The sequence below is a fragment of the Bradyrhizobium sp. SRS-191 genome (genome assembly GCF_024586915.1).
GTDB lineage: Bacteria > Pseudomonadota > Alphaproteobacteria > Rhizobiales > Xanthobacteraceae > Bradyrhizobium.
Genome location: NZ_JANBVS010000027.1, coordinates 1 through 22,636, shown reverse-complemented (window position 1 = coordinate 22,636; position 22,636 = coordinate 1). Strand labels below are relative to the sequence as shown.

The 22,636-nt window shown below is 67.2% G+C and carries 25 protein-coding genes; 13 read left to right on the top strand and 12 right to left on the bottom strand.

Annotated elements, in window-relative coordinates:
- The first annotated feature begins 11 nt into the window (after nt 1-11).
- Entirely contained in the window at nt 12-1,592 is a 1,581-nt protein-coding gene (locus NLR35_RS31525; RefSeq protein ID WP_257170443.1) for a DHA2 family efflux MFS transporter permease subunit, read from the top strand.
- A gap of 138 nt (nt 1,593-1,730) precedes the next feature.
- On the opposite strand, the gene NLR35_RS31520 is transcribed toward NLR35_RS31525, so the two are convergent.
- The 4 genes from NLR35_RS31520 to NLR35_RS31505 are packed head-to-tail and all read right to left on the bottom strand — an operon-like array spanning nt 1,731 to nt 6,406.
- On the bottom strand, nt 1,731-2,582 hold the full coding sequence (locus tag NLR35_RS31520) for a fumarylacetoacetate hydrolase family protein (RefSeq protein ID WP_257170442.1): 852 nt from the start codon (nt 2,580-2,582) through the stop codon (nt 1,731-1,733).
- Nucleotides 2,583-2,596: 14 nt separating this feature from the next.
- Nucleotides 2,597-3,919 carry an MFS transporter gene (locus NLR35_RS31515; protein ID WP_257170441.1) on the bottom strand — a complete coding sequence of 441 codons (1,323 nt, stop codon included), beginning with the start codon at nt 3,917-3,919 and terminating at the stop codon, nt 2,597-2,599.
- 31 nt (nt 3,920-3,950) lie between these two features.
- Nucleotides 3,951-5,486: a bifunctional 3-(3-hydroxy-phenyl)propionate/3-hydroxycinnamic acid hydroxylase gene (locus NLR35_RS31510; protein ID WP_257170440.1), complete on the bottom strand. Its 1,536-nt coding sequence runs from the start codon at nt 5,484-5,486 to the stop codon at nt 3,951-3,953.
- A gap of 29 nt (nt 5,487-5,515) precedes the next feature.
- Nucleotides 5,516-6,406, bottom strand: a complete 891-nt coding sequence (locus NLR35_RS31505; RefSeq protein WP_257170439.1) for a VOC family protein — start codon at nt 6,404-6,406, stop codon at nt 5,516-5,518.
- Between the two features lie 175 nt (nt 6,407-6,581).
- On the opposite strand from NLR35_RS31505, the gene NLR35_RS31500 reads away from it, so the two are divergent.
- Complete coding sequence (locus tag NLR35_RS31500) at nt 6,582-7,298, top strand: GntR family transcriptional regulator (RefSeq protein WP_257170438.1); 717 nt, start codon at nt 6,582-6,584, stop codon at nt 7,296-7,298.
- Nucleotides 7,299-7,305: 7 nt separating this feature from the next.
- Here NLR35_RS31500 and NLR35_RS31495 read toward each other — a convergent pair whose 3' ends face one another.
- Nucleotides 7,306-7,962, bottom strand: a complete 657-nt coding sequence (locus NLR35_RS31495) for a TetR/AcrR family transcriptional regulator (RefSeq protein ID WP_257170437.1) — start codon at nt 7,960-7,962, stop codon at nt 7,306-7,308.
- A 171-nt stretch (nt 7,963-8,133) separates the two neighbouring features.
- Here NLR35_RS31495 and NLR35_RS31490 point away from each other — a divergent pair, with 171 nt between their 5' ends.
- Nucleotides 8,134-8,562, top strand: a complete 429-nt coding sequence (locus NLR35_RS31490) for a CHRD domain-containing protein (protein WP_257170436.1) — start codon at nt 8,134-8,136, stop codon at nt 8,560-8,562.
- A gap of 9 nt (nt 8,563-8,571) precedes the next feature.
- Here NLR35_RS31490 and NLR35_RS31485 read toward each other — a convergent pair whose 3' ends face one another.
- The 5 genes from NLR35_RS31485 to NLR35_RS31465 all read right to left on the bottom strand — a co-directional run bounded on the left by NLR35_RS31485 (nt 8,572) and on the right by NLR35_RS31465 (nt 13,893).
- On the bottom strand, nt 8,572-10,146 hold the full coding sequence (locus tag NLR35_RS31485; protein WP_257170435.1) for an EAL domain-containing protein: 1,575 nt from the start codon (nt 10,144-10,146) through the stop codon (nt 8,572-8,574).
- A gap of 164 nt (nt 10,147-10,310) precedes the next feature.
- Nucleotides 10,311-11,498, bottom strand: coding sequence for an MFS transporter (locus NLR35_RS31480; protein WP_257170434.1), 1,188 nt, complete (start codon nt 11,496-11,498; stop codon nt 10,311-10,313).
- Nucleotides 11,499-11,525: 27 nt separating this feature from the next.
- Nucleotides 11,526-12,890, bottom strand: coding sequence for an NAD(P)-binding domain-containing protein (locus NLR35_RS31475; RefSeq protein ID WP_257170433.1), 1,365 nt, complete (start codon nt 12,888-12,890; stop codon nt 11,526-11,528).
- Between the two features lie 45 nt (nt 12,891-12,935).
- Entirely contained in the window at nt 12,936-13,253 is a 318-nt protein-coding gene (locus NLR35_RS31470; RefSeq protein ID WP_257170495.1) for a helix-turn-helix transcriptional regulator, read from the bottom strand.
- A gap of 106 nt (nt 13,254-13,359) precedes the next feature.
- On the bottom strand, nt 13,360-13,893 hold the full coding sequence (locus NLR35_RS31465; protein ID WP_257170432.1) for a hypothetical protein: 534 nt from the start codon (nt 13,891-13,893) through the stop codon (nt 13,360-13,362).
- A gap of 19 nt (nt 13,894-13,912) precedes the next feature.
- Here NLR35_RS31465 and NLR35_RS31460 point away from each other — a divergent pair, with 19 nt between their 5' ends.
- The 4 genes from NLR35_RS31460 to arsB all read left to right on the top strand — a co-directional run bounded on the left by NLR35_RS31460 (nt 13,913) and on the right by arsB (nt 16,575).
- Nucleotides 13,913-14,572, top strand: a complete 660-nt coding sequence (locus tag NLR35_RS31460) for a Crp/Fnr family transcriptional regulator (protein ID WP_257170431.1) — start codon at nt 13,913-13,915, stop codon at nt 14,570-14,572.
- An 87-nt stretch (nt 14,573-14,659) separates the two neighbouring features.
- Entirely contained in the window at nt 14,660-15,022 is a 363-nt protein-coding gene (locus NLR35_RS31455) for a helix-turn-helix transcriptional regulator (protein WP_257170430.1), read from the top strand.
- Complete coding sequence (locus tag NLR35_RS31450; RefSeq protein ID WP_257170429.1) at nt 15,015-15,542, top strand: arsenate reductase ArsC; 528 nt, start codon at nt 15,015-15,017, stop codon at nt 15,540-15,542. Before NLR35_RS31455 ends, NLR35_RS31450 begins: the two co-directional genes overlap by 8 nt.
- A gap of 4 nt (nt 15,543-15,546) precedes the next feature.
- Complete coding sequence (arsB, locus tag NLR35_RS31445) at nt 15,547-16,575, top strand: ACR3 family arsenite efflux transporter (protein ID WP_257170428.1); 1,029 nt, start codon at nt 15,547-15,549, stop codon at nt 16,573-16,575.
- Nucleotides 16,576-16,582: 7 nt separating this feature from the next.
- Here arsB and NLR35_RS31440 read toward each other — a convergent pair whose 3' ends face one another.
- Entirely contained in the window at nt 16,583-16,810 is a 228-nt protein-coding gene (locus tag NLR35_RS31440) for a hypothetical protein (RefSeq protein WP_257170427.1), read from the bottom strand.
- Nucleotides 16,811-17,149: 339 nt separating this feature from the next.
- Here NLR35_RS31440 and NLR35_RS31435 point away from each other — a divergent pair, with 339 nt between their 5' ends.
- The 5 genes from NLR35_RS31435 (at nt 17,150) to NLR35_RS31415 (ending at nt 20,971) form a co-directional block, all read left to right on the top strand.
- Nucleotides 17,150-17,455: a PepSY domain-containing protein gene (locus tag NLR35_RS31435; RefSeq protein WP_006609813.1), complete on the top strand. Its 306-nt coding sequence runs from the start codon at nt 17,150-17,152 to the stop codon at nt 17,453-17,455.
- Nucleotides 17,456-18,121, top strand: coding sequence for a response regulator transcription factor (locus NLR35_RS31430; protein WP_257170426.1), 666 nt, complete (start codon nt 17,456-17,458; stop codon nt 18,119-18,121).
- The gene (locus NLR35_RS31425; protein WP_257170425.1) at nt 18,118-19,536 is read left to right on the top strand and encodes a sensor histidine kinase; all 1,419 of its coding nucleotides are present in this window, start codon (nt 18,118-18,120) and stop codon (nt 19,534-19,536) included. The genes NLR35_RS31430 and NLR35_RS31425 overlap by 4 nt, the downstream gene beginning before the upstream one ends.
- A gap of 104 nt (nt 19,537-19,640) precedes the next feature.
- Complete coding sequence (locus NLR35_RS31420; protein WP_257170423.1) at nt 19,641-20,189, top strand: cytochrome b; 549 nt, start codon at nt 19,641-19,643, stop codon at nt 20,187-20,189.
- A gap of 86 nt (nt 20,190-20,275) precedes the next feature.
- Nucleotides 20,276-20,971: a VIT1/CCC1 transporter family protein gene (locus tag NLR35_RS31415; RefSeq protein WP_257170422.1), complete on the top strand. Its 696-nt coding sequence runs from the start codon at nt 20,276-20,278 to the stop codon at nt 20,969-20,971.
- Between the two features lie 258 nt (nt 20,972-21,229).
- On the opposite strand, the gene NLR35_RS31410 is transcribed toward NLR35_RS31415, so the two are convergent.
- A complete protein-coding gene (locus tag NLR35_RS31410; protein WP_257170421.1) occupies nt 21,230-21,688 on the bottom strand; it encodes a hypothetical protein in 459 nt (152 codons plus the stop codon).
- A gap of 149 nt (nt 21,689-21,837) precedes the next feature.
- Here NLR35_RS31410 and NLR35_RS31405 point away from each other — a divergent pair, with 149 nt between their 5' ends.
- Nucleotides 21,838-22,161, top strand: coding sequence for a DUF3551 domain-containing protein (locus NLR35_RS31405; protein ID WP_306577823.1), 324 nt, complete (start codon nt 21,838-21,840; stop codon nt 22,159-22,161).
- Nucleotides 22,162-22,636: the final 475 nt, after the last annotated feature.

The window sequence follows — 22,636 nt, the reverse complement described above, 5'->3', positions numbered from 1 at the left end:
AGGCTGATGCGATGAGCAAGGCTGCTGCTCTCTCCGCGCCGCGCGCCGGCAGTCCGTGGATCATCGCGGTGCTGGTTGCGCTCGCGACCTTCATGGAGGTGCTCGACACCACCATCGCCAACGTCGCGCTGCCCTATATCGCGGGCGGCATGGGCGTCAGCCAGGACGAATCCTCCTGGGTGGTGACGACCTATCTGGTCTCCAACGCGATCATCCTGACGGCGTCGAGCTATCTCGCCAAGCGCTTCGGCCGCAAGGCGTTCTTCATCATGTGCCTCGGGCTGTTCACCACGAGCTCGGTGCTGTGCGGCTTCGCCTGGAATCTGCAGGTGCTCTTGCTGTTCCGCATCCTGCAGGGGCTCGGCGGCGGCGGCATGGTGCCGGTGGCGCAGTCGATCCTCGCCGACTCCTTCCCGCCGGAAAAGCGCGGCCAGGCGTTCGCGCTGTTCGGCGTCGCGGTCGTCGTCGCGCCCGTGGTCGGTCCGACGCTCGGCGGCTATCTCTCCGACAACGCCTCCTGGCACTGGTGCTTCCTGATCAACGGCCCCGTCGGCGTCGCGGCGATGCTGCTGATCTGGCTGATCCTGAAGGAGCCGGAGGAGGTGACGGAGCAGCGGCGCAAGCAGGCGCATGGCTTCGACGTCATTGGTTTCGTGCTGGTCGCGACGTTCCTCGGCGCGCTCGAGTTGATGCTCGACCGCGGCCTGGAGGACGACTGGTTCGACTCGCGCTTCATCGTGATCACCGCAGCGGTCTGCGTTTCGGCTTTCGTCGCCATGATCCCGTGGGAGATGAACCAGAAGAACCCGACTGTGGATGTGCGCATGCTGGCCTCGCGCCAGTTCGGCGCCTGCTTCCTGGTGATGCTGGCGACCGGCGCGATCCTGCTCGGCACCACGCAGATGCTGCCGCAGATGGTGCAGCAGGATTTCGGCTACACCGCCACCTGGGCCGGCCTCGTGCTGTCGCCGGGCGGCCTGGTCACCATGGCCATGATGTTCGTGGTCGGAAAGCTATCGGGCAAGGTGCAGCCGAAATACATGATCATGACGGGCGCCGCCGTCGTCGCCTTCGCGATGTACGACCTCACCCGGGTCTATGCCAATGTCGACTTCTGGTTCTTCGCGGAGTCCAGGATGCTGATCGGCATCGGCCTGCCGCTGATCTTCCTGTCGATCACGACAGCGTCCTACAACGGCATTCCGCCTGAACGAACCGACCAGGCCTCGGCCCTGATCAATGCCGCGCGCAACACCGGCGGCTCGATCGGCGTGTCGCTCGCCGCCAACATCCTGGCGCACCGCGGCCAGTTCCACCAGAACCGTCTCGTCGAGAACACCATTCCGTCGAACCCGGCCTATCAGGATACGCTGAACCAGGTGACCAACTACTTCGCCGCCCATGGCAGCTCGATGGTGCAGGCCAAGCAGCAGGCGCTCGCCTGGATCGGCCAGACCGTCCAGGCGCAGTCGTCGCTGCTGGCCTATGTCGACGTCTACTGGGCCCTGATGCTGATCTCGCTGTCAGCCATCCCGCTGGCTTTGACGCTGCGCAAGGTGAAGCTCGGCGGCGGCGCGGCGATGGCGCATTGAGGAGGAACTGGTTTCTCCGCCGTCATTCCGGGGCGATGCGACAGCATCGAACCCGGAATCTCGAGATTCCGGGTTCAGCCCTGGCGGGCTGCCCCGGAATGACGGTGATGAGAACGGGGGCATTTCCGAGAGGCAAGCTCACATCGCCTCGTCAGCAACCCCATTCCGCAGCAAGCCGATGCGGTCGATCTCGACTTCCACCACATCGCCGGGCTTCATCCACAGCGGGGGCGTGCGGCGGGAGCCGACGCCGCCGGGGGTGCCGGTGGCGATGACGTCGCCGGGCTCGAGGCGGGTGAAGGAGGAGCAATATTCGATCTGGCGCGGGATATCGAAGATCATCTGGCTGATCGTCGCCTCCTGGACGACCTCGCCGTTCAACCGCGTCTGCAGCCTGAGCGGGCCGAGATCGTCGATCTCGTCTGATGTGACGAGCCACGGACCGAACGCGCCGGTGTCGGGAAAATTCTTGCCGGGCGTGAACTGATGCGTATGCCGCTGGAAGTCCCGCACGCTGCCCTCATTGTAGCAAGCATAGCCGGCGATGTGCTGGAAGGCCTCAGCTCGCGGGATGTAGCGGCCGGGCTTGCCGATGACGACGGCGAGCTCGCCCTCGAAATCGAGATCGGTCGAGACGCGCGGGCGGATGATGTTGCCGAGATGCCCGGTCTGGCTGTTGGCGAAGCGGCCGAACACCGTGGGGTTCTCGACCTCCGTGCGGCCGGTCTCCTTGCGGTGGGTCTCGTAGTTCAGGCCGATGCAGAGGATCTTGTCGGGGTTCGGAATCACCGGCAGGAAGGTGATGGCCGCCAGCGGATGCCGCCTGGCGCGCGTCGCCGACGCGGCGACGTCCTTGAGCGCATCGGCTGCGATCACCGACTTCAAATCAGCAAAGCGGTCGCGCCAGACGGCGCCGAGATCGGCGATCTCGTCACCTTCGACCAGTCCCCAGGACGGCGTATCGTTGATCGTGAAGCTCGCAAATTTCATCTGATGTCCTCTGGTCAGGTCGAGACCGCCGCGACGGCGGAGGGGGAGGCTGGTTCCTGCGCCGTCCGCGCGAAGCGCGCAATGGTGCGCTCCGGGAAGATCAGGGCGAAGGCGGAGAGGGCGCCGACGATCAGCACGCCGGCGGTGAAGGTCATGGCGTGGGCGTAGCCGAGCGGCGCGTTGGGGCCTGCTTCACCGACGATCCAGCCGGTCAGCGCGTTCGAGATCAGCGCCGACGCGGCGTTGCCCGAATAGATCACGACGATCAGGCGACCGCGCTGCACGGCGGGCGCAATGGCGCCGAGCGCGACCGGGCCGAAGATCGTGGTGAGGCTCGGTGCTGCGAAGGCGATGGCGACGCAGGCGAGTTGCAGCGGACCGGTCGTGACGATGGACAGCAGCAGCGCACAACCGGCGGCGAGCAGGGCGAGGCCGGAGGCATGGCCAAGGCAGGCACGCAGGCTGACGCCACGCCGCTGCAGAAATTGCGTCAGCCAGGAGCCGCCGAGCAGCAGCGGCGACTGGAACAGATAGATCGCTGAAATGATCCAGCCGACGTCGACCTGCTTGTAGCCGAGCCCGAGCTGCAGGTAGGGCGGCAGCCAGGTCGCGGACATGCCGACGATCCAATACGACGCGGTCGACATGATGATGACCCCGATCACGGTGGCATCGCCCCACAGCACCCGCGCGGGCAGCGCCTTGTCCTTTGCAGTCGCGGCCTCCGGCGCATGGGCGGAATAGGGGCCTTCGCCGCCGACGAAGAACCAGCCGACCATCCAGGCGAGCCCGAGCAGGCCGCAGAACAGGAAGCCGGTGCGCCAGCCGTAGTTGACGATCACATAGGTCAGGATCGGACCGCCGGCGAGCAAGCCCACGCTGATCCCCTGCAGCACCACGGCGCTCGGCACGCTGCGTCTGTCCTGCGGAAACCAGTTGTAGCAGGCGTGCAGCGCTGTCGGCAGGCCCGGCCCTTCGCCGGCGCCGAGGATGATGCGGCAGATCACGAGCACCGTGATCGAGCTGGAGAAGAAGATCGGCAGCTGCGTCGCCGACCAGATCCCGGCCATGATCAGCAGCAGCCATTTGACGGGAAAGCGGCCGACCACGAACATGCCGACCGCCATGCCCGACAGCGAGAACAGCAGGAAGAAGCTGCTGCCGATCAGGCCGAAATCCTTCGGGCTCAAGCCGAGCTCCTTCATCATCGGCACGGCCGACAGGCCGAACACCAGCTTGTCGAAGAAGTTCAGCGTCTGGAACAGGAACAGCATCACGAGAACGGCGATGGCGCGTCCTCCCGCTGATCCTGTCGTGGCGTCCGTTGGTGTCGTCATGGCGTTTCCCCGTGTGATATTGTTGTTTTGATTAGTTCAGTCGGTCGTTCAGCTCGCTCAGCAGCGAGGCGAGCTCCGGCGCGTCCTTGGCGAGGCCGTAGACGTAGTGGTCGGGCCGCACCAGCGCGGCGCCGCAGCCGTGGCGCTCGAACCAGCGCGCAACGACGCCGCTCTCCTCCTGCAGGCCGCTGCCGCCGATAGCGACTGTCGTGATCCCGGCCGGCGGGATGGCGGCGCCATCGGCGATATCAGCGCTGCCATTGCAGACGAGGCGCCAGCCGCTGCCCGCGATCGTATCGAGCAGGGCGCGCCCGCTGTCGCGCACGATCCAGGGCTGCGGAAACAGCGTGCCGTTGGCGGCATTCGCCTTCGTCGCCAGCAACCCCGTCGTCAGCGGCGGCACGATCTCCTGGCGGGTGATGGTGCGCGGCGCGCCGCCGCCCTCGGCGAGGATGCGCGCGTCGCGCGCCGCCGCGGCCGCCGGATCCTGCTCGCAGATGACGCGGCCGATCGCCTTGATGCGGGTCGTGAGCTCGCGCACATGGGTGCTGCGCTCCGCCTCGTAGCTGTCGAGCAGCGTGTCAGGCGACTCTGCCCGCAGCACGCGGATGAGCTTCCAGCCGAGATTCGCCGCGTCGCGCAGGCCCTGGCACATGCCCTGGCCGATGAAGGGCGGCTGCTGGTGCGCGGCATCGCCGGCGAGCAGCACGCGGCCCTGCCGCCAGCGGCTCGCCACCAGCGCGTGAAAGCGGTAGCTCGCCGCGCGCCACAGCTCGCCATCATCTGGAGAGAGCCAGGGCGCGAGCAATCGCCAGACCTGCTCCGGCTGTTCCATGGCATGGCGGTCCTCGCCGGGACGCAGCATGATCTCGAAACGCCGATGGTTGCCGGGGCCGATGATGAAGGTGGTCGGCCGCGCCGGATTGCAGAACTGGGCAGCCGTCTTTGGCAGCTTGCCGGCGCCTGTCACGTTGACGCGCAGGTCCACCACCAGCCAGGGCTCGTCGAAGTCCAGATCGTCGAAGTGGATGCCGAGCGTCTGGCGCACGGTGCTGGAGGCGCCGTCGCAGGCGATGACGTAGTCGGCGCTCACCTCGCGCGTGGCGCCGTCCTCGCGCGTCAGCACGGCGGTTGCGCGCTGTGCATCCTGCCGGATGTCGACCAGCGTCGTGCCGAGCTCGACGGTCACCGAGGGACAGCGCGCGACGCGGTCGCGCATCACCTGCTCGACCGGCGGCTGGGTGAACACCATGCTCGGCGTGTAGCCGAGCGGGTAGGGCTCGCCGACCATGTCGATGCGGCGGATCAATTGCCCCTGGGCTCCGAAATGCTCCGAGGCCGGAAACGGCGCGACGTAGCGGCTGACCTCACCGGCGATGCCGAGATTGTCGAAGAGCCGCATGATCTCGTGATCGAGCGCGATCGCGCGCGGCTTGTCGTAGATCTCGCGGGCGCGGTCGATCGCGAGCGTGGCGATGCCCGCGCGGCCGAGCAGGCTCGCGATGACGGCGCCGGTCGGGCCGAAGCCGATGATGACGACCTGATAATGCTCTGATTTGGCGGACATGGATGTCGAAACTCGTGGATGAGAAGGGATCAGGCGAAGCCGACCGCAAGCTGCGCGGCCTTGACGTGATCGGCCTTGGGCGGCGCGATGCCCCATTGATCGGTGCGGCCGGGCGGCCAGACCCAATGCTGGGGGCCGCGCACGACGTAGTCGTCGTCGACCTGCAGCACCTCGGCGGTGTATTCGATGACGGTGCCGACGGGATCGATGAAATAGGCGAACACATTGTCGCCGGGCCCGTGGCGGCCGACGCCCCACGCGATCGGATAGCCGGCGTCGATCATGCGTCCCGCGCCGCGCATCACGCCCTCCCAGGTCGGCATCAGGAAGGCGACGTGGTTGAGACCGTCGACCTTGGCGCTCGCGATCACCACGGCATGGTGGTCGGAATTGCAGCGGACGAAGGCCATCGCGGCCGAACGGTCGGTCAGCTTGAAGCCGAGCGCGCGCTCGTAGAACGCGGCGGTGCGGTCGACATCTCTGCTGTTGAGATTGACGTGAGCGAGCCGCTCCGGCAGCTCCGGCCGCGACGGCCGGGCCTCATGCGGGACGTCGCCATGCACGAAGCGCAACACGCAGCCTTCCGGGCTGCGCAGGCTCATGATCTCGCCGCCATCGGGCGCTGCGTTCGGCGCGGGCGCCGCGATCAACGTTGCACCCGCGCGGATGGCGTTGCGTGAGACCGCGTCGAAATCGGCTGCCTCGGCCAAGCGGAAGGTCACCGCCTTCAGCTCGGTGCTTTCGCTCCGATGCAGCGCGACCACGTGATGATCGCTCCCTGTGGCGCGCAGATAGACCACGCCGTCGGCCGTCGCAACCCGCTCCAGCCCCCAGACCTCGCGATAGAACGCCTCGGACCGCTCGAGATCGGGCGTGCCGAGGTCGACGCTGCGCAGAGCCGTGACCGGAAACCGGGTCATGGACGTGTCCTCCCGCGCGAACACCGTGGGGTGCGCGCCAAGTTTTTTGTGCCGTGGCCGGTGATCCGGCTCGATCTTCATTATTACATAAAAAATCAAAATCAATCAGAATTTATAAATTTTGTGTTTTGAGGCAAAGCTCTATATTTCGAAGCGGAATCGGAGGAGATCGGACGTGGATGCGGTTGTGGAGGCCGAGGGGCAGGGCCCGTCGACCCAGGCGAGCCATGTGTATGACCGGCTGCGCGAGGACCTGCTGTCCGGGCGGCTGGCGCCATCGCGCAAGCTGCAGATGCGCTTCCTGACCGAGGCCTATCAGACCGGGCAGACGCCGCTGCGCGAGGCGCTGAACCGCCTTACGGCCGACGGCCTGGTGGAGGTGCGCGAGCAGCGCGGCTTCTACGTCAAGGACATCAGCCGCGCCGAGCTCGCCGAGCTGACCAAGACGCGCTGCTGGGTCGAGGCGCTGGCGCTGCGCGAGTCGATGAAGGCCAAGACGCCGCAATGGGAGGAGCAGCTGGTGCTGGCGCAGCACCGTCTCAGCCGCGCGCCGCGTTCGCTCAGCGCCACCACCTTCGAGGACAATCCGGAGTGGGAGCGGCTGCACCGCATCTATCACCGTGTCCTGATCGCAAATTGCGGCTCGCAATCGCTCGTCGCGTTCTGCGGCCAGCTCGCCGACCAGCTCTATCGCTACCGCCGGCTCTCGATCCGCAAGGCGTTTCCGTCACGCGCGGTCGGCGACGAGCACGCCGCGATCGTCACTGCCGTGCTGAACGCGGATGTCGAGGGTGCCGTCGCGCTTCTGACTGCGCACTATCAGCGCACCGCCGACGTCATCCTTCAGGACGAGACGATCTTCCCGGAGCTGCGCGTCACCGAGCGGGACTAGCTATGGCTTACGTCGCCGCCGACAAAAAGAAATCCACGCGGCCTTCGACATAGGCCTGTGCTTCCTTCTTAAGCGCGCGCATGTCCTCGCCGAGCAAAGCGCGGAACAGCATCGAGAACACGACGAGATCGATGAAGATCTTCGTGGTCTCCTCGAGCCTGTCGGCAGCGAAGGCGCCCTTGCCGTAAAGACCTTCGGCGCGCGCCAGCTCGCCGATCACATGGCTGACATTCCGCGTGGCGCGCTCACGTGCCGAGTCCTGGATCTCGAGCGTCAGCTCGGGGAAGCGTGGGTTCTCGGCGATCGCGGTGCGCATCAGGCCGATGGTTTCGCCGACGAAGGCGCGCTCGATCAGCGTCATGGCAAGGTTGACGAGGCGAGCACGGAAACTGCGGCCCTGCGGCACCAGGTTCTCATATTGCGTATTGTTCGCCGCCTGGCGGCAGATCACCGCCGCGAACAGGGCCGCCTTGCTGGGAAAGCGCGCGTAGATTGTCGGCTTGCCGGCGCGCGCGGTCTGCGCGATCTCGTCGACGCTCGCGCCCTCGAAGCCCTGAGTGAGGAACACCGTCTTGGCGGCATCCAGGATGCGCTCCTCGACCTCACCGGCACGTTCGAGCGAGGGACGTCCGACCTTGCCGCGCGCCGTCTTGGAAGCAGCCATCCGTTCCGCCATCGCCTTCTGTCGTGCTCCTTGTGAGGGTCCGCCTGTTTGGCACAGCGGCCCGCATTGATCAATCAAGCCGGTCGCCGTTGGTTCGGTGCGTGCGGCGGAATAACGGCTTGCCTCGGGGGTCGTCAGACTCCAGACTGCGCAAAACAACCGGGGGAAACCATGCATCGGAAGTCTGGCTGGGCGCTGCTCGTGTTCGCCGCCTGCCTCGCGGCCACGCCGCTCGCTCACGCCGATACCATTGTCCTGACATCGGAGCTGAAAGCCGCCAACGAAGTGCCGCCGAATGGCAGCACGGCGTCCGGAACTGCGGAGGCGAGCTTCGATACCGCGACCAAGACGCTGACCTGGAAGATCACGTTTTCGGGCCTGAGCGGACCGCCGATCGGCGCGCATTTCCACGGCCCCAGCGAGCCCGGCAAGACCGCCGGCATCGTGCTGCCGTTCAAGAGCCCGGAGCCGCCGATCACCGGCGCGGCTGCGCTCACCGACGCGCAGGCCGCCGATCTCATTGCCGGCAAATGGTACGCAAACATCCACACCCAGGCCAATCCGGGCGGTGAGATCCGCGGGCAGATGGTGAAGCAATAGAGCGCGCGGCTAGGCCGCCAGCTCCGGCTTGGCCACGCGGCCGGTCGCAGCCGCGGCGCGCCGCACGTCGAGGAACTGCTTGAACCGGTCGAGCGACAGCGGCGGCGCGACCAGATAGCCCTGGCCTTCCTCGACGCCGCAGGCGAGCAGCGCGTCGACCTGCTCCTGGTGCTCGATCCCCTCGGCAACGACGGACATGTCGAGCTCGCGCGCCAGTGCCACCAGCATCTGCACCACCACGGCCGCCGACTGGTCGCGCGTGATCGCGTCGACGAAGAACTTGTCGATCTTCAGGATGCGCGCGCCGAGCCGCTGGATGGTGGACAGGCCGCTATGGCCGATGCCGACATCGTCGAGCGCGATGCGGAAGCCGAGATCGCTGAGCTCCTTGACCACGGTGGTTGCCTTGGTGAGGTCGGCCAGCTCCTCGCGTTCGGTGACCTCCAGCACGACCTGGCGCGTCGAGACGGAAGACGATGCGACCACCTTGCGCAGCTCGTCGATGAAGCCGTCGCCGAGCAGATGCCGCGGCGTGATGTTGACCGACATCTTGAACAGCTTGTCCTGCTTCATCTCCGGCTGCAGCTCGCGCAGCGCGGTCTTGAGGATCTGCCAGGTCAGCGTCTCGATGCGGCCGGTGCTCTCGGCGAGGGGGATGAAGCTCATCGGCTGCATGACCCGGCCATCCGGCCGCTCCCAGCGCGCCAGGATCTCGCAGCCGACGATGTCGCCGGTCTTCAGCCGGAAGGTCGGCTGCAGATAGGGCTTGAACTCATGGGCCGCGAGCCCGCGATCGAGCTCGGCGACTGGATCGACCGGCCGGTTCAAGTAGCTCGCCAGCAGCAGGCCGAACAGCCCGCCGAGCACGCCGGCGGCGAGCATGGTCAACAGATAGGCCGTCTCCTGGCGCGCGCTCAGGCTCTGCGGCCGCACATGGATGGTGGCTTGCAGCGGGTAGCGGTCGGACACGGTGGTGAAGGCGACCGACTGCGCCGACGGCTTGGCTGCCGCGCCGGGATGATAGCCGGCGACCTGCTCGCCATCGGGCAGGGTCAAGGTGATGTCGCTCTCGCCGCGCAGGCCGACCGGCATCACGTCGAGCAGATTGCCGTCGATGCGCAGGATGGCCGCCAGCGATCGCGTCGCGTCGATCTCGCGCATCACGGCGAAGGCCGCGCCGGTGAACTGCTCGACCTGGAACAGCCGAAGCTCGCCGTCGGCGGATTTGAACATCTCCTCCTGCCGCGCCCAGCCATTGTCGAATTCGAGCGTCTCGGGATAGGCCGAGCACAGCACCGACCCATCGCGATTGACGGTGCGGATGTCCTTGATGATCGTGCCTTGATAGACGTTCAGGCGCAGCGCCTGCAGCGCGATGGCGCTGCAATCCATCGGTCCCTTGGCGATCAGGCGGTTGAGGATCGCGCCGGCGGAATCGATCGCGGCCTCGGAGCGGCGCAGCGCCACTTTGCTGAGTTCGCTGAGTTGCCGTGTCGTCTGGCCGCCGATCAGTGCGGTCACGGCGAGATCGGCGCCGGCCAGGAAGATCCCGACACAGGCGGCTACGGCTCCGGCACGAAGCATGTGTTTGCGCTGCAATGCCATCGTGTCGTGAACGCCCCCCGTATGACCACGGAGCATCGTTTCGCCGAAGCTTCAACTTTCCGTATATGCGCGTCATCATGCCCAGCGCCGCCGCCACGCCGGTGCGGAAGACCCGAAAGCTGGTTAAGCAGATCTTAAAGCGCTCAGGCCGCCTTGTCCGGCGCTCCACTAGGCACGGCCGCGTCCGCGCGCTCGGCCGACAGCAGCATCAGGGCTGTGAGCGCCGACAGGCTGAGGCTCGCCGACACGATCAGCACGCCGCGGCCGAGCGCGTCGATCAGCAGGCCGAACAGCAGCGGCGAGAAGGCCTGGCAGATCCGCGACGGCGCGCCGATCAGGCCGAGCCGATAGGCGTAGTTGGTCGGGCCGAAGATCGCGAGCGGCAGCGTGCCTCGGGCGATCGTCAGGATGCCATTGCCCGAGCCATGCAGCAGCGCGAAGGCGGCGGCCGCGCCGCCGCCGAACAATCCGATCGTCAGCGCGCCGATCGGATGGGTGATGCAGGCGAGCCGCGCCGAGGCCAGCGGATGGAAGCGGCTGAGGAAGCCCGCCTCGAATACGCGGGCCGCGACCTGTGCCGGCCCGATCATCATGCCGGCGAACAACGCCTGCGCAGGTGTCGCGCCGAACGCCTGCATCAGCCGCGGCAGATGCACCGCCATCGCCGCGGTCACCGTCCAGGCCGCAGCCATCGCGAAGGCGATCAGCACCATCGGGCGGTCGAGCGGGATGTTCGGCTTGGCGGTCTGCGCCTCACCTGCCGCCAATTGCGTCGCGCGCGGCAGCGACAGATTGAGCGGCAGGCCGATGACGAGATGGGCGATCGCCCAGGCGAAGCAGGTCTCGCGCCAGCCGATCGTCGCGAGCCCCCAGGTGCTCAGCGGCCAGCCGACCGTGGAGGCGAAGCCCGCGATCAGGGTGATGCCGGTGATGGAGCCGCGCGCGTCCTTGCCGTAGATGCGCCCGAGTGCGCCGAACGCGGCATCGTAGAGCCCGAGCCCCATGCCGACGCCGAGCCAGAGCCACGCGATCGCCATCACCCATAGCGAATGCGACAGGCCGAGCAGCGCGAGCCCGACTGCCAGAACTAGGTTGGAGGCGCACAGCACCTGCCGGCCGCCGACGCGGTCGATCTGCCGACCGATGCGCGGGCCGAGCAGACCGGAGATGATCAGCGAGGCCGAGAAGGCGGCGAAGAACCAGTTGTCGGAGATGCCGAGGTCGCGCGCGATCGGATCGGCGAGGATCGCCGGCAGATAGTAGCTCGATCCCCAGGCCAGCGTCTGGGCGGTGCCGAGAGCGATGACCACGCCCAGCCGTCGTGCCTGCATTCCCCAAAACCTCTCGTTCGCGCGACGTCAGGAGCAGCCGCAGCCGGTGCGCCCCGCCGCTTTGGCCTTGGCGTCGTCGGCACAGCAACTGTCTACCTCTGCCGGCGCCGGTCCGCCACAGCAGCCGGGCAAGGCTGCAATGCTCCCGACCCCGCCGCGGGTGCAGACTCCGGTCTCCGGCAACTGCAGCTCGACACGCGCGGCCGCCTTCTTGTCGCCGGCGATATCGGCAGTGATCGAGCGCACCTGCTCGTAGCCGGTCATCATCAGGAAGGTCGGCGCGCGGCCATAGCTCTTCATGCCCGCGAGATACAGGCCGGGCTCGTCGGCCTGCGCCAGTTCGCGCGCGCCATGCGGCCGCACCGTGCCGCAGGAATGCTCGTTCGGGTCGATCAGCGGCGCCAGCGCGATCGGTGCTTCGATCGCCGGATCGAGCCGGAGCCGCAGCTCCGACAACAGCGAGAGATCCGGACGGAAGCCGGTCGCGACGATCAGCTCGTCCGCGGTGATGCTGCGATCACCGCTCGTGATGATCTGCAGCCGTCCGTTGTCATCGGCGATGCGGGCGACGTGACATCCGCTCTCGACCCGGATGCGGCCCGAGCGCACCAGCGCCGCGAAGGCCATCCCGAGCTCGCCGCGCGCAGCAAGCTGGTCGGCGCTGCCGCCGCCGAACGACTTGGCGGGATCGTCGGCCCGCAGCAGCCAGATCGCCTGCGTGCCCGGCGCGTCCTGCGCGAGCGCCGCAAGGTCGATCAAGGTGCCGACGGCCGAATGACCGCCGCCGAGCACGGCGACGGTCTTGCCGGCATAGCGGCCGCGCTGGGCGCCGCGTAGGTCGGGCATGCCATAGGCGATGCGCCCCTGATGTTCGCGCTCGCCCAGCGCGGGCAGGCCGTTGCCGCCGGCCGGATTGGGCGAGAACCAGGTGCCGGAGACATCGATCACCGCATCGGCCTGCATTGCCGCGTCGCCCTTGCCGTTACGGGTGCGGATCTCGAACGGTGCCGCGGCGCGTCCCTTCGACTTGGCCTTGTCGAACCCTGCGCGGCTGATCGCGGTGACGCGATGCGAGGTCCTGATGACGTCGCGCAGCGCCGTGCGGGTCGCCAGCGGTGCGAGGTAGGACTCGATCAGCTCGCGGCCGGTCGGATAGACATCGGGATCAGGCGAATTCCAGCCGGTCGAAGCGAGCAGCCGCGCTGCCGCCGTGTCGACATTGTATCTCCACGGCGAGAACAGCTGCACGTGCTGCCACTGCCGCACCGCATGCGCGGCCTCGGGACCTGCCTCCAGCACGATCGGCTTCAAGCCGCGCTCCATCGCATGCGCTGCCGCCGCGAGCCCGACCGGGCCGGCGCCGATGATCGCGACCGTCTTGGCTTCCGTCATGTCTCATCTCCTATATTTCTAGAAGGATCGAATTAAAAGCCAATATCATGCGGCCGTTTGCGCGGCGCCGCAGCCGCGCTCCTCGACGCAGCATTCGGCGACGAGAAAGCCGAGAAGGGAACGCATCACGTCGTATTCCGCATGACAGACCAGGGTCGTGCCCTCGCGCTGCTGCGAGATCAGGCCGACGGCCACCAGCGTCTTGACGTGATGCGACAGGGTGGAGGCGGGGATCTTCAGCCGCTCCTGCAGCTTTCCGACCGCCATCCCGGCATGCCCGGCCCGCACCAGCGCGCGGTAGATCTTCAGGCGGGTGGTGTTGCCGAGGGCTTCCAGGCGGGCGGCGGCGTCATCGAGCTTCATAATGTCGAGGATGGAACGGGGCACGCCGAGAGTCAAACGCTATTTCTAGAATATTGGAAATAGTCGGGGAGGCTGCAGTGTGGGCACGCCGTCGTCCGGCCCTCCGCTATTTGAACCGGTAGCCCGCATGGCAGCCGACGCAGGCCGCCATCGTTTCGCCCAGCGCCTTCAGCGCCGGCTTGAGATCGCCGGTCACGCCTGCGTCCTGTGCCGCGATGGCGAAGCGGCTCGCGGCCTTGTGCATGGCCGTTCCGGCGTCCTGCATGCCCTGCGGCATGAACCCGGCCACCTCGGCCGCGCCATGCAGCCGCAGCGAGGTCATGCCGAGGCGCTGCTCGGCGATGCGGCCTGCCTGGTCCATCTCGCCGGCTGCGAGGGCGTCATTGATCTGCTGCAGCGCCAGCAGATGGTCGCGCATATTGGCGAGCGTGTGCTCGGTCATTTCAGGCGGAAAGGCCACCCGTTCGCGCGCGTCAGCCACTGGCGGACCGTCACTGCCGAGGCCGTGATGGCCGTGATGCTGCGCGCTGGCGATGCCGGCGGCGGCAACGAACGCCAGTGTGGTGGCGGCAAGGCAGGCGCATGAGGTCTTTCCTCCGATCGGTCGTCGCGCGCTGGAGTAGACCGGGCGGCCGGTCAAGGCATATGATCCGGATCATATGCCTTCGACCGACCATCGCGCGGCTGGCGGTTCGTCAAATGGCCTGCCGCAGCTCGATTGGCGAGCCCTCGCACGGTTGTCGCCGCTGCTGGCTGCGCTGCCGGCCGCCGCGCGGCTGCGCACGCGGCGCATCGAGCTGCAACGTCATGGCAGCCTGTTCTGCCGGGGTGATCGGCCTCAGGCGATGTTCTTCGTGCTGGACGGGGAGGTGAGGCTGCTGCGCCGCTCGCGCGTCGGCGACGATGTCATCCTGCAGCGTGCGCGGCAGGGCTTTCTGGCCGAGGCCAGTCTCGACCAGCCGGCCTATCATTGCGATGCGGTGGCCGCCCAGGATTCGACCGTGCTCGCGATCGAGCGCCAAGCCTTCGCGGATGCGCTGCGCCGGCCGGAGATCCGCGACAAATGGAGCGACCACCTCGCGCGCGAGCTGCGCCGGGTCCGCACACAGTCGGAGCGGCTCAGCCTCAAGAGCGCGCGCGAGCGGATCGTGCATTTCATCGAAACGGAGGGGGAGGGCGCCGCCATCGTGCTCGGCCGGACCAAGAAGGATTGGGCTGCCGAACTCGGCATCACCCATGAAGCGCTCTATCGCGCGCTGGCGCGGATGCAGCGGTCCGGCGAGCTCACCGTGCGCGACACCCACCTCCGTTTGCGCTGAGGCGGCGGACGAGGCCGCGACCTCTCAACGACGACACCACCGAACCGGTCCTTGACGCTCGCCACATATATCGATAATTCTCGATATATGGAAAACGAACATGCCGTCCTGGCGCTGGCCGCGCTTGCGCAGTCGACGCGGCTGCAGGCCTTCCGCATCCTGGTGCAGCACGAGCCTGAGGGCCTGCCGGCCGGCGAACTCGCACGCCTGCTCGAAGTGCCGCAGAACACATTGTCATCGCACCTCTCGGTGCTGGCGCGCGCCGGCCTCGTCAGCTCCATCAGGCACAGCCGCTCGATCGTCTACCGGGCTGATCTCACGGCATTCCAGGAGGTCACGCTGTTCCTGCTCCGGGATTGCTGCGGCGGCAGGCCGGAGGTCTGCGCGCCCCTCATTGCAAGTCTCACGCCCTGTTGTCCGCCGAAGCGGAAGGAGAAGAGCCGTGCCTGATCGCAACTACAATGTTCTCTTTCTCTGCACCGGCAACTCCGCACGCTCGGTGCTCGCCGAATCGATCCTGCGCAAGGACGGCGCCGGCCGCTTCCGGTCGTTCTCGGCCGGCAGCGCGCCGAAGGGCGCGGTGCACCCGCTTGCGATCGAGCTGCTCGGACGCATGGACTATCCGGCCGAGGCGCTGCGTTCGAAGAGCTGGAGCGAGTTCGCGGTGGCGGGGGCGCCGGTGATGGATTTCGTCTTCACCGTCTGTGACAACGCCGCCGGCGAGGCCTGCCCGATCTGGCCGGGGCAGCCGATGACGGCGCATTGGGGCATCGAGGATCCGGCGGCGGTGGAAGGCTCGGAGCTGCAACAGCTCGCGGCGTTCACGACCGCCTTCCGCTATCTGAAGAACCGTATCAGCGCCTTCATCAACCTGCCGCTCGATCGCATCGACCGGCTCTCGCTCGGGACGCGGCTGCGTGAGATCGGGGCAGGCGAGGGCGCATCCTCGTTCCGTGGCGACGCGGCCTGATCCCATGACGAACTTCGAGCGCTATCTGACGATCTGGGTTCTGGCGTGCATCGCCGTCGGCATCGCTCTCGGCCACCTGATGCCCGGCGTCTTTGCCGCTGTCGCCGCCGCCGAAATCGCCCGGGTCAATCTGCCGATCGCGGGCCTGATCTGGCTGATGATCATCCCGATGCTGTTGAAGATCGACTTCGCCGCGCTCGGCGGCGTCAAGGAGCATTGGCGCGGAATCGGCGTCACTCTGCTGGTGAACTGGGCGATCAAGCCGTTCTCGATGGCGCTGCTCGGCAGCCTCTTCATCGGACATGTGTTCGCGCCGATGTTGCCGGCAGGGCAGCTATCGTCCTACATCGCCGGCCTGATCCTGCTCGCGGCGGCGCCGTGCACGGCCATGGTGTTCGTGTGGTCCAACCTCTGCGAGGGCGAGCCGCACTACACGCTGAGCCAGGTCGCGCTCAACGACGTCATCATGGTGTTCCTGTTTGCGCCGCTGGTCGGGCTGCTGCTCGGCGTCGCCTCGATCTCGGTGCCCTGGACGACGCTGCTGCTGTCGGTGCTGCTCTATATCGTGGTGCCGGTGATCGTCTCGCAGCTCTGGCGCCGGGCGCTGCTGCGCCTCGAGGGCGACGCCTTCGAGCGGACCTTGCGCGTGTTGCAGCCGGTCTCCCTGATGGCGCTGCTGGCCACGCTGGTGCTGCTGTTCGGCTTTCAGGGCGAACAGATCCTCAAGCAGCCGGTCGTCATTGCGATCCTCGCCGTGCCGATCCTGATCCAGGTCTATCTGAATGCAGGCATCGCCTACTGGCTCAGCCGACGGCTCGGCGTCGCCTGGTGCGTTGCGGCTCCGGCGGCGCTGATCGGCGCCAGCAACTTCTTCGAGCTGGCTGTCGCCGCCGCCATCAGCCTGTTCGGCCTCGAGTCCGGAGCGGCGCTGGCGACCGTCGTCGGCGTGCTGGTCGAAGTCCCGGTGATGCTGTCGGTCGTGCGGATCGTCAAGGCGAGCCGGGATTGGTACGAGGCGGGGCTGGCCGCCTAGACTGCCGTCAGCGCCGCGGCTCGTCCTGATCGTCGTCGTCGCCTTCGCGCTCGCGGCGGGCGGGCTCGTAGCTCAGCATCCGGGCATCGTCGTGGACGTGCACGGCCGGGAGATGCATGACGCCGATGGGGGCGCGGCTCACCGGCACGAGCTCCGGCTCCTGGCTGGCCTGCGCCACCGCGATAATTCCACCGATCCCCGCCAGCAACACCGCCAATGTCAACGTCCTACGCATACCCACACACTCCGAGCTCATCCGTGCCCCGCTCTGCGTCGGGGGCGTGTGGCAGTCTGTTGCATCGAGGCTTACGACAACCTGTCGTGTCGCGTCAGCGATTTGTCAGCTTGTCTGAGGCAGGATGCCGCACAAGCGCGAGTCTCGACATCCGCATCGATCTCAGGCGCAATTTGGACATCGCAAGTCCACACTAAAATCCACGCGGCCTTCTTAGCATTTGCGAATGCTCCGCAATCTACAATCGGCCGGCGAAGGCGCGATCCATGACGAAGAGCTTCGACAATCCCAGCGCCGAGCCCCGGAAAGATCATGCATTTGCCTCAAATAGGACGGTTCATGCGCATCACGACACTGGCGATGCTGATCTCGACGGCGGCGTCGGCGGCGACCGACGCCCGCGAGGACGATCGTGAGCGCCGCGATGCTGTGCGTCATGCGGTGGAGGCGGGCGATGTCCTGCCGCTGTCGCAGATCCTGCCGCGCGTGCGTGGCCGGATCGCGGGCGACGTGACGGGCATCGACATCGAGCGCCAGCGCGGCCGCTGGCGCTATGAGTTTCGGATGATCGGCCGCGACGGCCGCGTGCGCGAGGTCTATGTCGATGCGCGCAGCGGGGAGATCGAGCGGGTCGAGGAAAAGTAGATGCGTGTGCTGCTGGTCGAGGATGATCCGCGGCTGTCGTCCGATCTGTCGCGGACGCTGCAGGCGGCGGGGTATCTGGTCGAGACGTCCGGCGATGGCGAGCAGGCCTGGTTTCTCGGCGACACCGAAGACTATGGCGCCGTCATCCTCGATCTCGGCCTGCCCGGCATGGACGGCCTGTCGGTCCTGAAGCGCTGGCGCGGTGCGGGCCGGCACATGCCGGTGCTGATCCTCACGGCGCGCGCGAGCTGGGCCGAGCGTGTCGACGGCATCGATGCCGGCGCCGACGACTATCTGCCGAAGCCGTTTCGCAACGAGGAGCTGCTGGCGCGGCTCCGGGCCATCGTCAGGCGGTCGTCAGGCCACGCCGCGCCGGTGCTGTCGTCGGGCGACCTGACGCTGGACGAGCGGCAGATGAAGGTCAGCCTGTCCGGGGTGCCGATCGCGCTGTCGCAGCTGGAATACCGGCTGATCGCCTATCTGCTGCGCCAGAGCGGGCGCGTCGTGCCGCAGCACGAGCTGGAGGAGAACGTCTACGGCCTCGGCCATGACCACGACTCCAACGCCCTCGAAGTGCTGATCCGCCGCGTCCGCAAGAAGCTCGGCGCCGACATCATCGAGACCCGCCGCGGCTTTGGCTACATGATCCCGGAGACGGTGGAATGAAGCTCGGCTCGCTGCGGCTGCGGCTGGTGGCGGCGGGCACCATCGCGCTGCTGGTCGCGCTCGGCGTCGCCGGGGCCGGCATGGTCGTGCTGTTCAAGCGCCATGTCGCGCGGACGCTCGCATCCGATCTCGATGTGCATCTGCGCCAACTGCTCAATGGGCTCGAGGTCGATGCCGATGGCCGCATCATGGTCGCGCGGCCGCCGGCCGATCCGCGCTTCACCGTGCCGTTGTCGGGCCTTTATTGGCAGATCTCCGATGATAACGGCCAGCTGCTGCGATCGCGCTCCTTGTGGGACACGATCCTGCCGCTGCCGATCGACGAGCCCGGACCGAGCGACGTGCATCAGCACGAGCTGACTGGACCGGTCGGGGCGCGCGTGCTGGTCGCCGAGCGCGGCATCGTGATGAATCCGGGCAGCCAGATCCGTGTCCGCGCGGCCGTCGCCTATGATCTCGACGGCGCCACGAGCGCGGTGCGTGCCTTCGCCAAGGATCTGTCGATTGCGCTCGCCGTGCTCGCCATCATCCTGGCGATCGGCACCACCGTGCAGGTCAGTCTCGGCCTGCGTCCGCTGGCGGTGCTGCGCCGTCGCGTCGCCGAGATTCGCGGCGGTCAGCGCCAGCATTTGCCGGTGGAGGTGCCGACCGAGGTGGCGCCGCTGGTCGAGGAGGTCAACGCGCTGCTCGATGCGCAGAGCCGCGAGATCCTGCGTTCGCGCAGCCGCGCGGCCGATCTCGCTCACGGCTTCAAGACGCCGCTCGCGGCGCTCACGGCCGATGCCGCGCGGCTGAAGGAGCTCGGCCAGCTGGAGCTGGCGCGCAATGTCGAGGACGTTGCCGAGGCGATGAGCCGCCAGGTCGATCGCGAGCTGGCGCTGGCACGGCTGCGCGGCAAGGCGCGCGGCGGGCCGGAGGCCGCGACCGAACTGGCTCCGTTGGTGGATGCGCTGCTCGGCACGCTCGCGCGCACGCCGGCCGCCGCCCATGTCAGCTTCGATGGCGAGGTGCCCGCCGGCTTGCGGGTGGCGATGGATCGCACCGATCTCGCCGAGGTGCTCGGCAATCTCCTCGAGAACGCCGCACGCCATGCGACGAGCACCGTGCGCATCGCCGCGAGCGCGGCTCCTGTGATCGTCACCGTCGAGGACGACGGTCCGGGTATTCCCGACGCAAAGATCGGCCGCGTGCTCGAGCGCGGCGGCCGCCTCGACGAGCAGGGCCCGGGCAGCGGCCTCGGGCTTGCGATCGTGCAGGACGTGCTCGAGGCCTATGGCTGGCGCCTGCAGATCGGGCGCTCCGCGATGGGCGGCGCGAAGATCACGATCGCACCGGCGCTGATCGCCGCGCTGCGCGGCAGCGCATCGCCGGCGCGTGCGCCTGAGACGCCGCGTTCCATCCTGACAGCGGGCTGACGGCCGGCGTCAGCCGCGCGACGCCGCCGATCAGCTATCCCTTCGGCCATGCCCCCTGCGTCCGCCGGCGGATGCCAGGGCCCCCTGTCCGAAGGAAGCTGTTTATGCGTATTCGAAACTCCGCCAAGACCTATGGCTCCGTCGCGATCGGCCTGCACTGGATCGTCGCCATTCTGGTGCCCGCGGCCTGGATCTCCGGTCATCTCGGCGACATGCTGCCGCGAGGCTCCCATGACATCGGCCTGTTCATGCATGCCTCGCTCGGCCTGTCGATGCTCGGCTTCGCGCTGGCGCGCCTCGCCTGGCGCCTCGCCGATCCGCCGCCGGTGCCGGAGGCCACCAGGTTCGGGTCGTGGACCGTCCACGCCGGCGAGATCGTGCATCTCATGATCTACGGCATCATGTTCGCCATTCCGGTCCTCGGCATCCTCACGCAGTTCGCCCGCGGTTATGCGCTTCCCGTGTTCGGGCTGTTCGAGATCGCCTCGCCCTGGGTCGGCGACCGCGGCTTCGCCCACGACATGAAGGAGATGCACGAGGCGCTCGCCAACGGCCTGATGATCCTGATCGGCCTGCATGCGGCCGCAGCCCTGCTGCATCATTATTGGCTGCACGACCGGACCCTGAAACGGATGGTGCCGGGACTGCGGTGATGATTGCTGCGGTAATGATTCATGTCATCGAGACGCTGGCCGAATCCGCCTAAAGGGACTCCATCAGAGATCCAATCGGAGGTCCCATGCCGGCCACGCCTCATGTCGAGAAGCATTTCACCGCCTCCGAGACCGTCCGCGACGTCGTGATCGGCATGGCCGACGGTCTCACCGTGCCGTTCGCGCTCGCCGCGGGCCTGTCGGCGGCGGTCACCACGACCGACGTGATCGTCACCGCCGGCCTCGCGGAAGTCGTGGCCGGCGCGATCGCGATGGGCCTCGGCGGCTATCTCGCCGCCCGCAGCGATGCCGAGCATTACGCCGCCGAGGAGAGGCGCGAGCACGACGAGATCGACCGTCTTCGCGGCCGTGAAATCGAGGAGGTGGCGGAGATCTTTCGCGGCTACGGTCTCGAAGGCCAGGCCTTGACGACGGTGGTCGAGGCCATCGCGGCCGACCGCAGGCGCTGGGTCGATTTCATGATGCGCTTCGAGCTCGGCCTCGAACGGCCCGACCCGAAGCGCGCCCCGGTCAGCGCCGTGACCATCGGCGGATCCTATGTGATCGGCGGCCTGATTCCGCTGGTGCCCTACATCCTGGTCCACGACATCGCGCCGGCCATGCGCATCTCGGTGGTTGCGACCGGCGTCGCGCTGCTGATCTTCGGCGCCATCAAGGGGCACTTCACCGGCGTCAACAAGATCAAGTCCGCCTTGCAGACCGCGCTCGTCGGCGGCCTCGCCGCCGGCGCGGCATTCTGGCTGGCGCATCTGTTCGGATAGGGCGCCCCAACAAGCAACAACAACAGGTGTCGTCCCTGCGAACGCAGGGACCCATACCGCGTGATGTCTGAAACAGGCATGCCGCAAGTCCCGCGCAAGGCAACCCGGCCCTGTGGCTATGGGCCCCCGCGTTCGCGGGGCGACAGCTGTGGGGGGCGTTGCCTTCGACACCCTGCTTCGTTCGAGATCCGCTGCATCGAAGCCCACGAAAAATCCAATGGTTGCCCATTCGAATAGGAGGTCCGCTCAATCACGCAGTCATGAGGCGGATGTGTCGGGATCGTCCACCTGAAGCACAAGGACGAGCCAGATGATGGCCCGCACCACGATCATCGCGGCGGCAAACATGCTGAGAAAGAGCAGGGCCACACCGGGCGAGTCCCACTTCGGAAAGCGCTCGAAGACGCCGATATCCCGGTAGCGAATGAGCTCACTGACATTCATCGTGAGGATCGAGAGCAGGAGCGTGGTCAACAGGATCACGCCCGGCGCGGAGCGACGGAAGACGAACAGCGCGAAGCTGGGGGTCAGGAGAGGGGTGCCGAAGAGAACCACGAGCCACACGCCCGCGTAGAACCCATGATTGAAATCATTCGTTGTCAGCGCACCTCTGTGGAAGGTGAGGATGATGCAAAGCAGGTTGGCGACGGCCCCGAGCGCCGCCGCTGCGGTCACTGCTTTGCGGCGCATGGCAGTCCAGAGGACTTCGTCGGTCATCTCCCATCTCCGCTTTGGGATATTCGCCTGGGGGTTCGAAGCGACACGTGCTCGGGGCCCGCGCCGCTGTCCGCCTGATCTTCGTCCGCGCGGGCGGGTATCGCCATGGCACGTTCGTGCCATGGGCTGACGGCAGGTCCGATCGGCTGATGGAGCTCCGCGCCAAGGCGACGGCTGCCTCAGACCCTTTCGAATTCGGCATCCTCGTGCCAAGATGGGCCATGATGCGCGCGCTTCTCGTCATGGCTTCGATCACCGTGCTGGCAACCGTTCCAGCCGCGGCTCAGCAGTTCGATGGCAGAGATCCTGTTTGCCTGCAGATATGGGAGTGGGGCGGCTCCACCACGATCTCGTGCCAGTACAGGTCGTGGGACGCGTGCAAGGTGGCGGCTGCAAGCCTTTCAGCCATGTGCCTGCTTAACCCTTATGGGCAAAGCCCGCCGGAACGAAGCCGTCGTTCGCCGCACCGTTAGGTGCCGTAGGGCCGGCAAAGAGGCGCACGCGGCACCGCCGCGTCGCATCGTGCCCGCGCGGACGACGATGGTAGGCAGCCGACCCTCTCTCCGCGCGTCATTCCGAGGCATCGCGAAGCGATGAGCCCGGAATGACGTCCGAAGGAGTGTCGGCGAATATTTCTCCGAAAATTAATTTGCTTGCGAATTTTCGGAAATCATGTCTATGGTGCGGCATCCCGTGCTCCTCGAGAGGGACGCTTCGCGATCGTCACGGAACGTTGGGCGCGGGATGCGGTGGCTGCTTGCGTGTCGCAGCGGGACTTGTGCCCGCGGACGAACGGCAGGCTTGCGGACGTGAAGACGCGTGGTCCTGGCGCCCCGATGCTGGCGTCAAGTCCGGGGGCGATGATCTCCGGGCGACAGTGGCTAGGAAGCCGGACACTGGGGAGAGCGCGACATAAGCGTGAAAACCATCGCGCGGGGAATGCCGGGA

Bases quoted from the DNA above. Each gene is read 5' to 3' on its own strand.
- NLR35_RS31455 (WP_257170430.1), top strand. From the start codon at position 14,660: ATGGAAAACGAACATGCCGTCCTGGCGCTGGCCGCGCTTGCGCAGTCG.
- NLR35_RS31415 (WP_257170422.1), top strand. From the start codon at position 20,276: ATGCCGGCCACGCCTCATGTCGAGAAGCATTTCACCGCCTCCGAGACC.
- NLR35_RS31440 (WP_257170427.1), bottom strand. From the start codon at position 16,810: ATGCGTAGGACGTTGACATTGGCGGTGTTGCTGGCGGGGATCGGTGGA.
- NLR35_RS31425 (WP_257170425.1), top strand. From the start codon at position 18,118: ATGAAGCTCGGCTCGCTGCGGCTGCGGCTGGTGGCGGCGGGCACCATC.
- NLR35_RS31490 (WP_257170436.1), top strand. From the start codon at position 8,134: ATGCATCGGAAGTCTGGCTGGGCGCTGCTCGTGTTCGCCGCCTGCCTC.
- NLR35_RS31435 (WP_006609813.1), top strand. From the start codon at position 17,150: ATGCGCATCACGACACTGGCGATGCTGATCTCGACGGCGGCGTCGGCG.
- NLR35_RS31430 (WP_257170426.1), top strand. From the start codon at position 17,456: ATGCGTGTGCTGCTGGTCGAGGATGATCCGCGGCTGTCGTCCGATCTG.
- arsB (WP_257170428.1), top strand. From the start codon at position 15,547: ATGACGAACTTCGAGCGCTATCTGACGATCTGGGTTCTGGCGTGCATC.
- NLR35_RS31520 (WP_257170442.1), bottom strand. From the start codon at position 2,582: ATGAAATTTGCGAGCTTCACGATCAACGATACGCCGTCCTGGGGACTG.
- NLR35_RS31495 (WP_257170437.1), bottom strand. From the start codon at position 7,962: ATGGCTGCTTCCAAGACGGCGCGCGGCAAGGTCGGACGTCCCTCGCTC.
- NLR35_RS31475 (WP_257170433.1), bottom strand. From the start codon at position 12,890: ATGACGGAAGCCAAGACGGTCGCGATCATCGGCGCCGGCCCGGTCGGG.
- NLR35_RS31515 (WP_257170441.1), bottom strand. From the start codon at position 3,919: ATGACGACACCAACGGACGCCACGACAGGATCAGCGGGAGGACGCGCC.
- NLR35_RS31525 (WP_257170443.1), top strand. From the start codon at position 12: ATGAGCAAGGCTGCTGCTCTCTCCGCGCCGCGCGCCGGCAGTCCGTGG.
- NLR35_RS31470 (WP_257170495.1), bottom strand. From the start codon at position 13,253: ATGAAGCTCGATGACGCCGCCGCCCGCCTGGAAGCCCTCGGCAACACC.
- NLR35_RS31420 (WP_257170423.1), top strand. From the start codon at position 19,641: ATGCGTATTCGAAACTCCGCCAAGACCTATGGCTCCGTCGCGATCGGC.
- NLR35_RS31480 (WP_257170434.1), bottom strand. From the start codon at position 11,498: ATGCAGGCACGACGGCTGGGCGTGGTCATCGCTCTCGGCACCGCCCAG.
- NLR35_RS31405 (WP_306577823.1), top strand. From the start codon at position 21,838: ATGGAGCTCCGCGCCAAGGCGACGGCTGCCTCAGACCCTTTCGAATTC.
- NLR35_RS31460 (WP_257170431.1), top strand. From the start codon at position 13,913: ATGCCTTCGACCGACCATCGCGCGGCTGGCGGTTCGTCAAATGGCCTG.
- NLR35_RS31510 (WP_257170440.1), bottom strand. From the start codon at position 5,486: ATGTCCGCCAAATCAGAGCATTATCAGGTCGTCATCATCGGCTTCGGC.
- NLR35_RS31505 (WP_257170439.1), bottom strand. From the start codon at position 6,406: ATGACCCGGTTTCCGGTCACGGCTCTGCGCAGCGTCGACCTCGGCACG.
- NLR35_RS31410 (WP_257170421.1), bottom strand. From the start codon at position 21,688: ATGACCGACGAAGTCCTCTGGACTGCCATGCGCCGCAAAGCAGTGACC.
- NLR35_RS31485 (WP_257170435.1), bottom strand. From the start codon at position 10,146: ATGCTTCGTGCCGGAGCCGTAGCCGCCTGTGTCGGGATCTTCCTGGCC.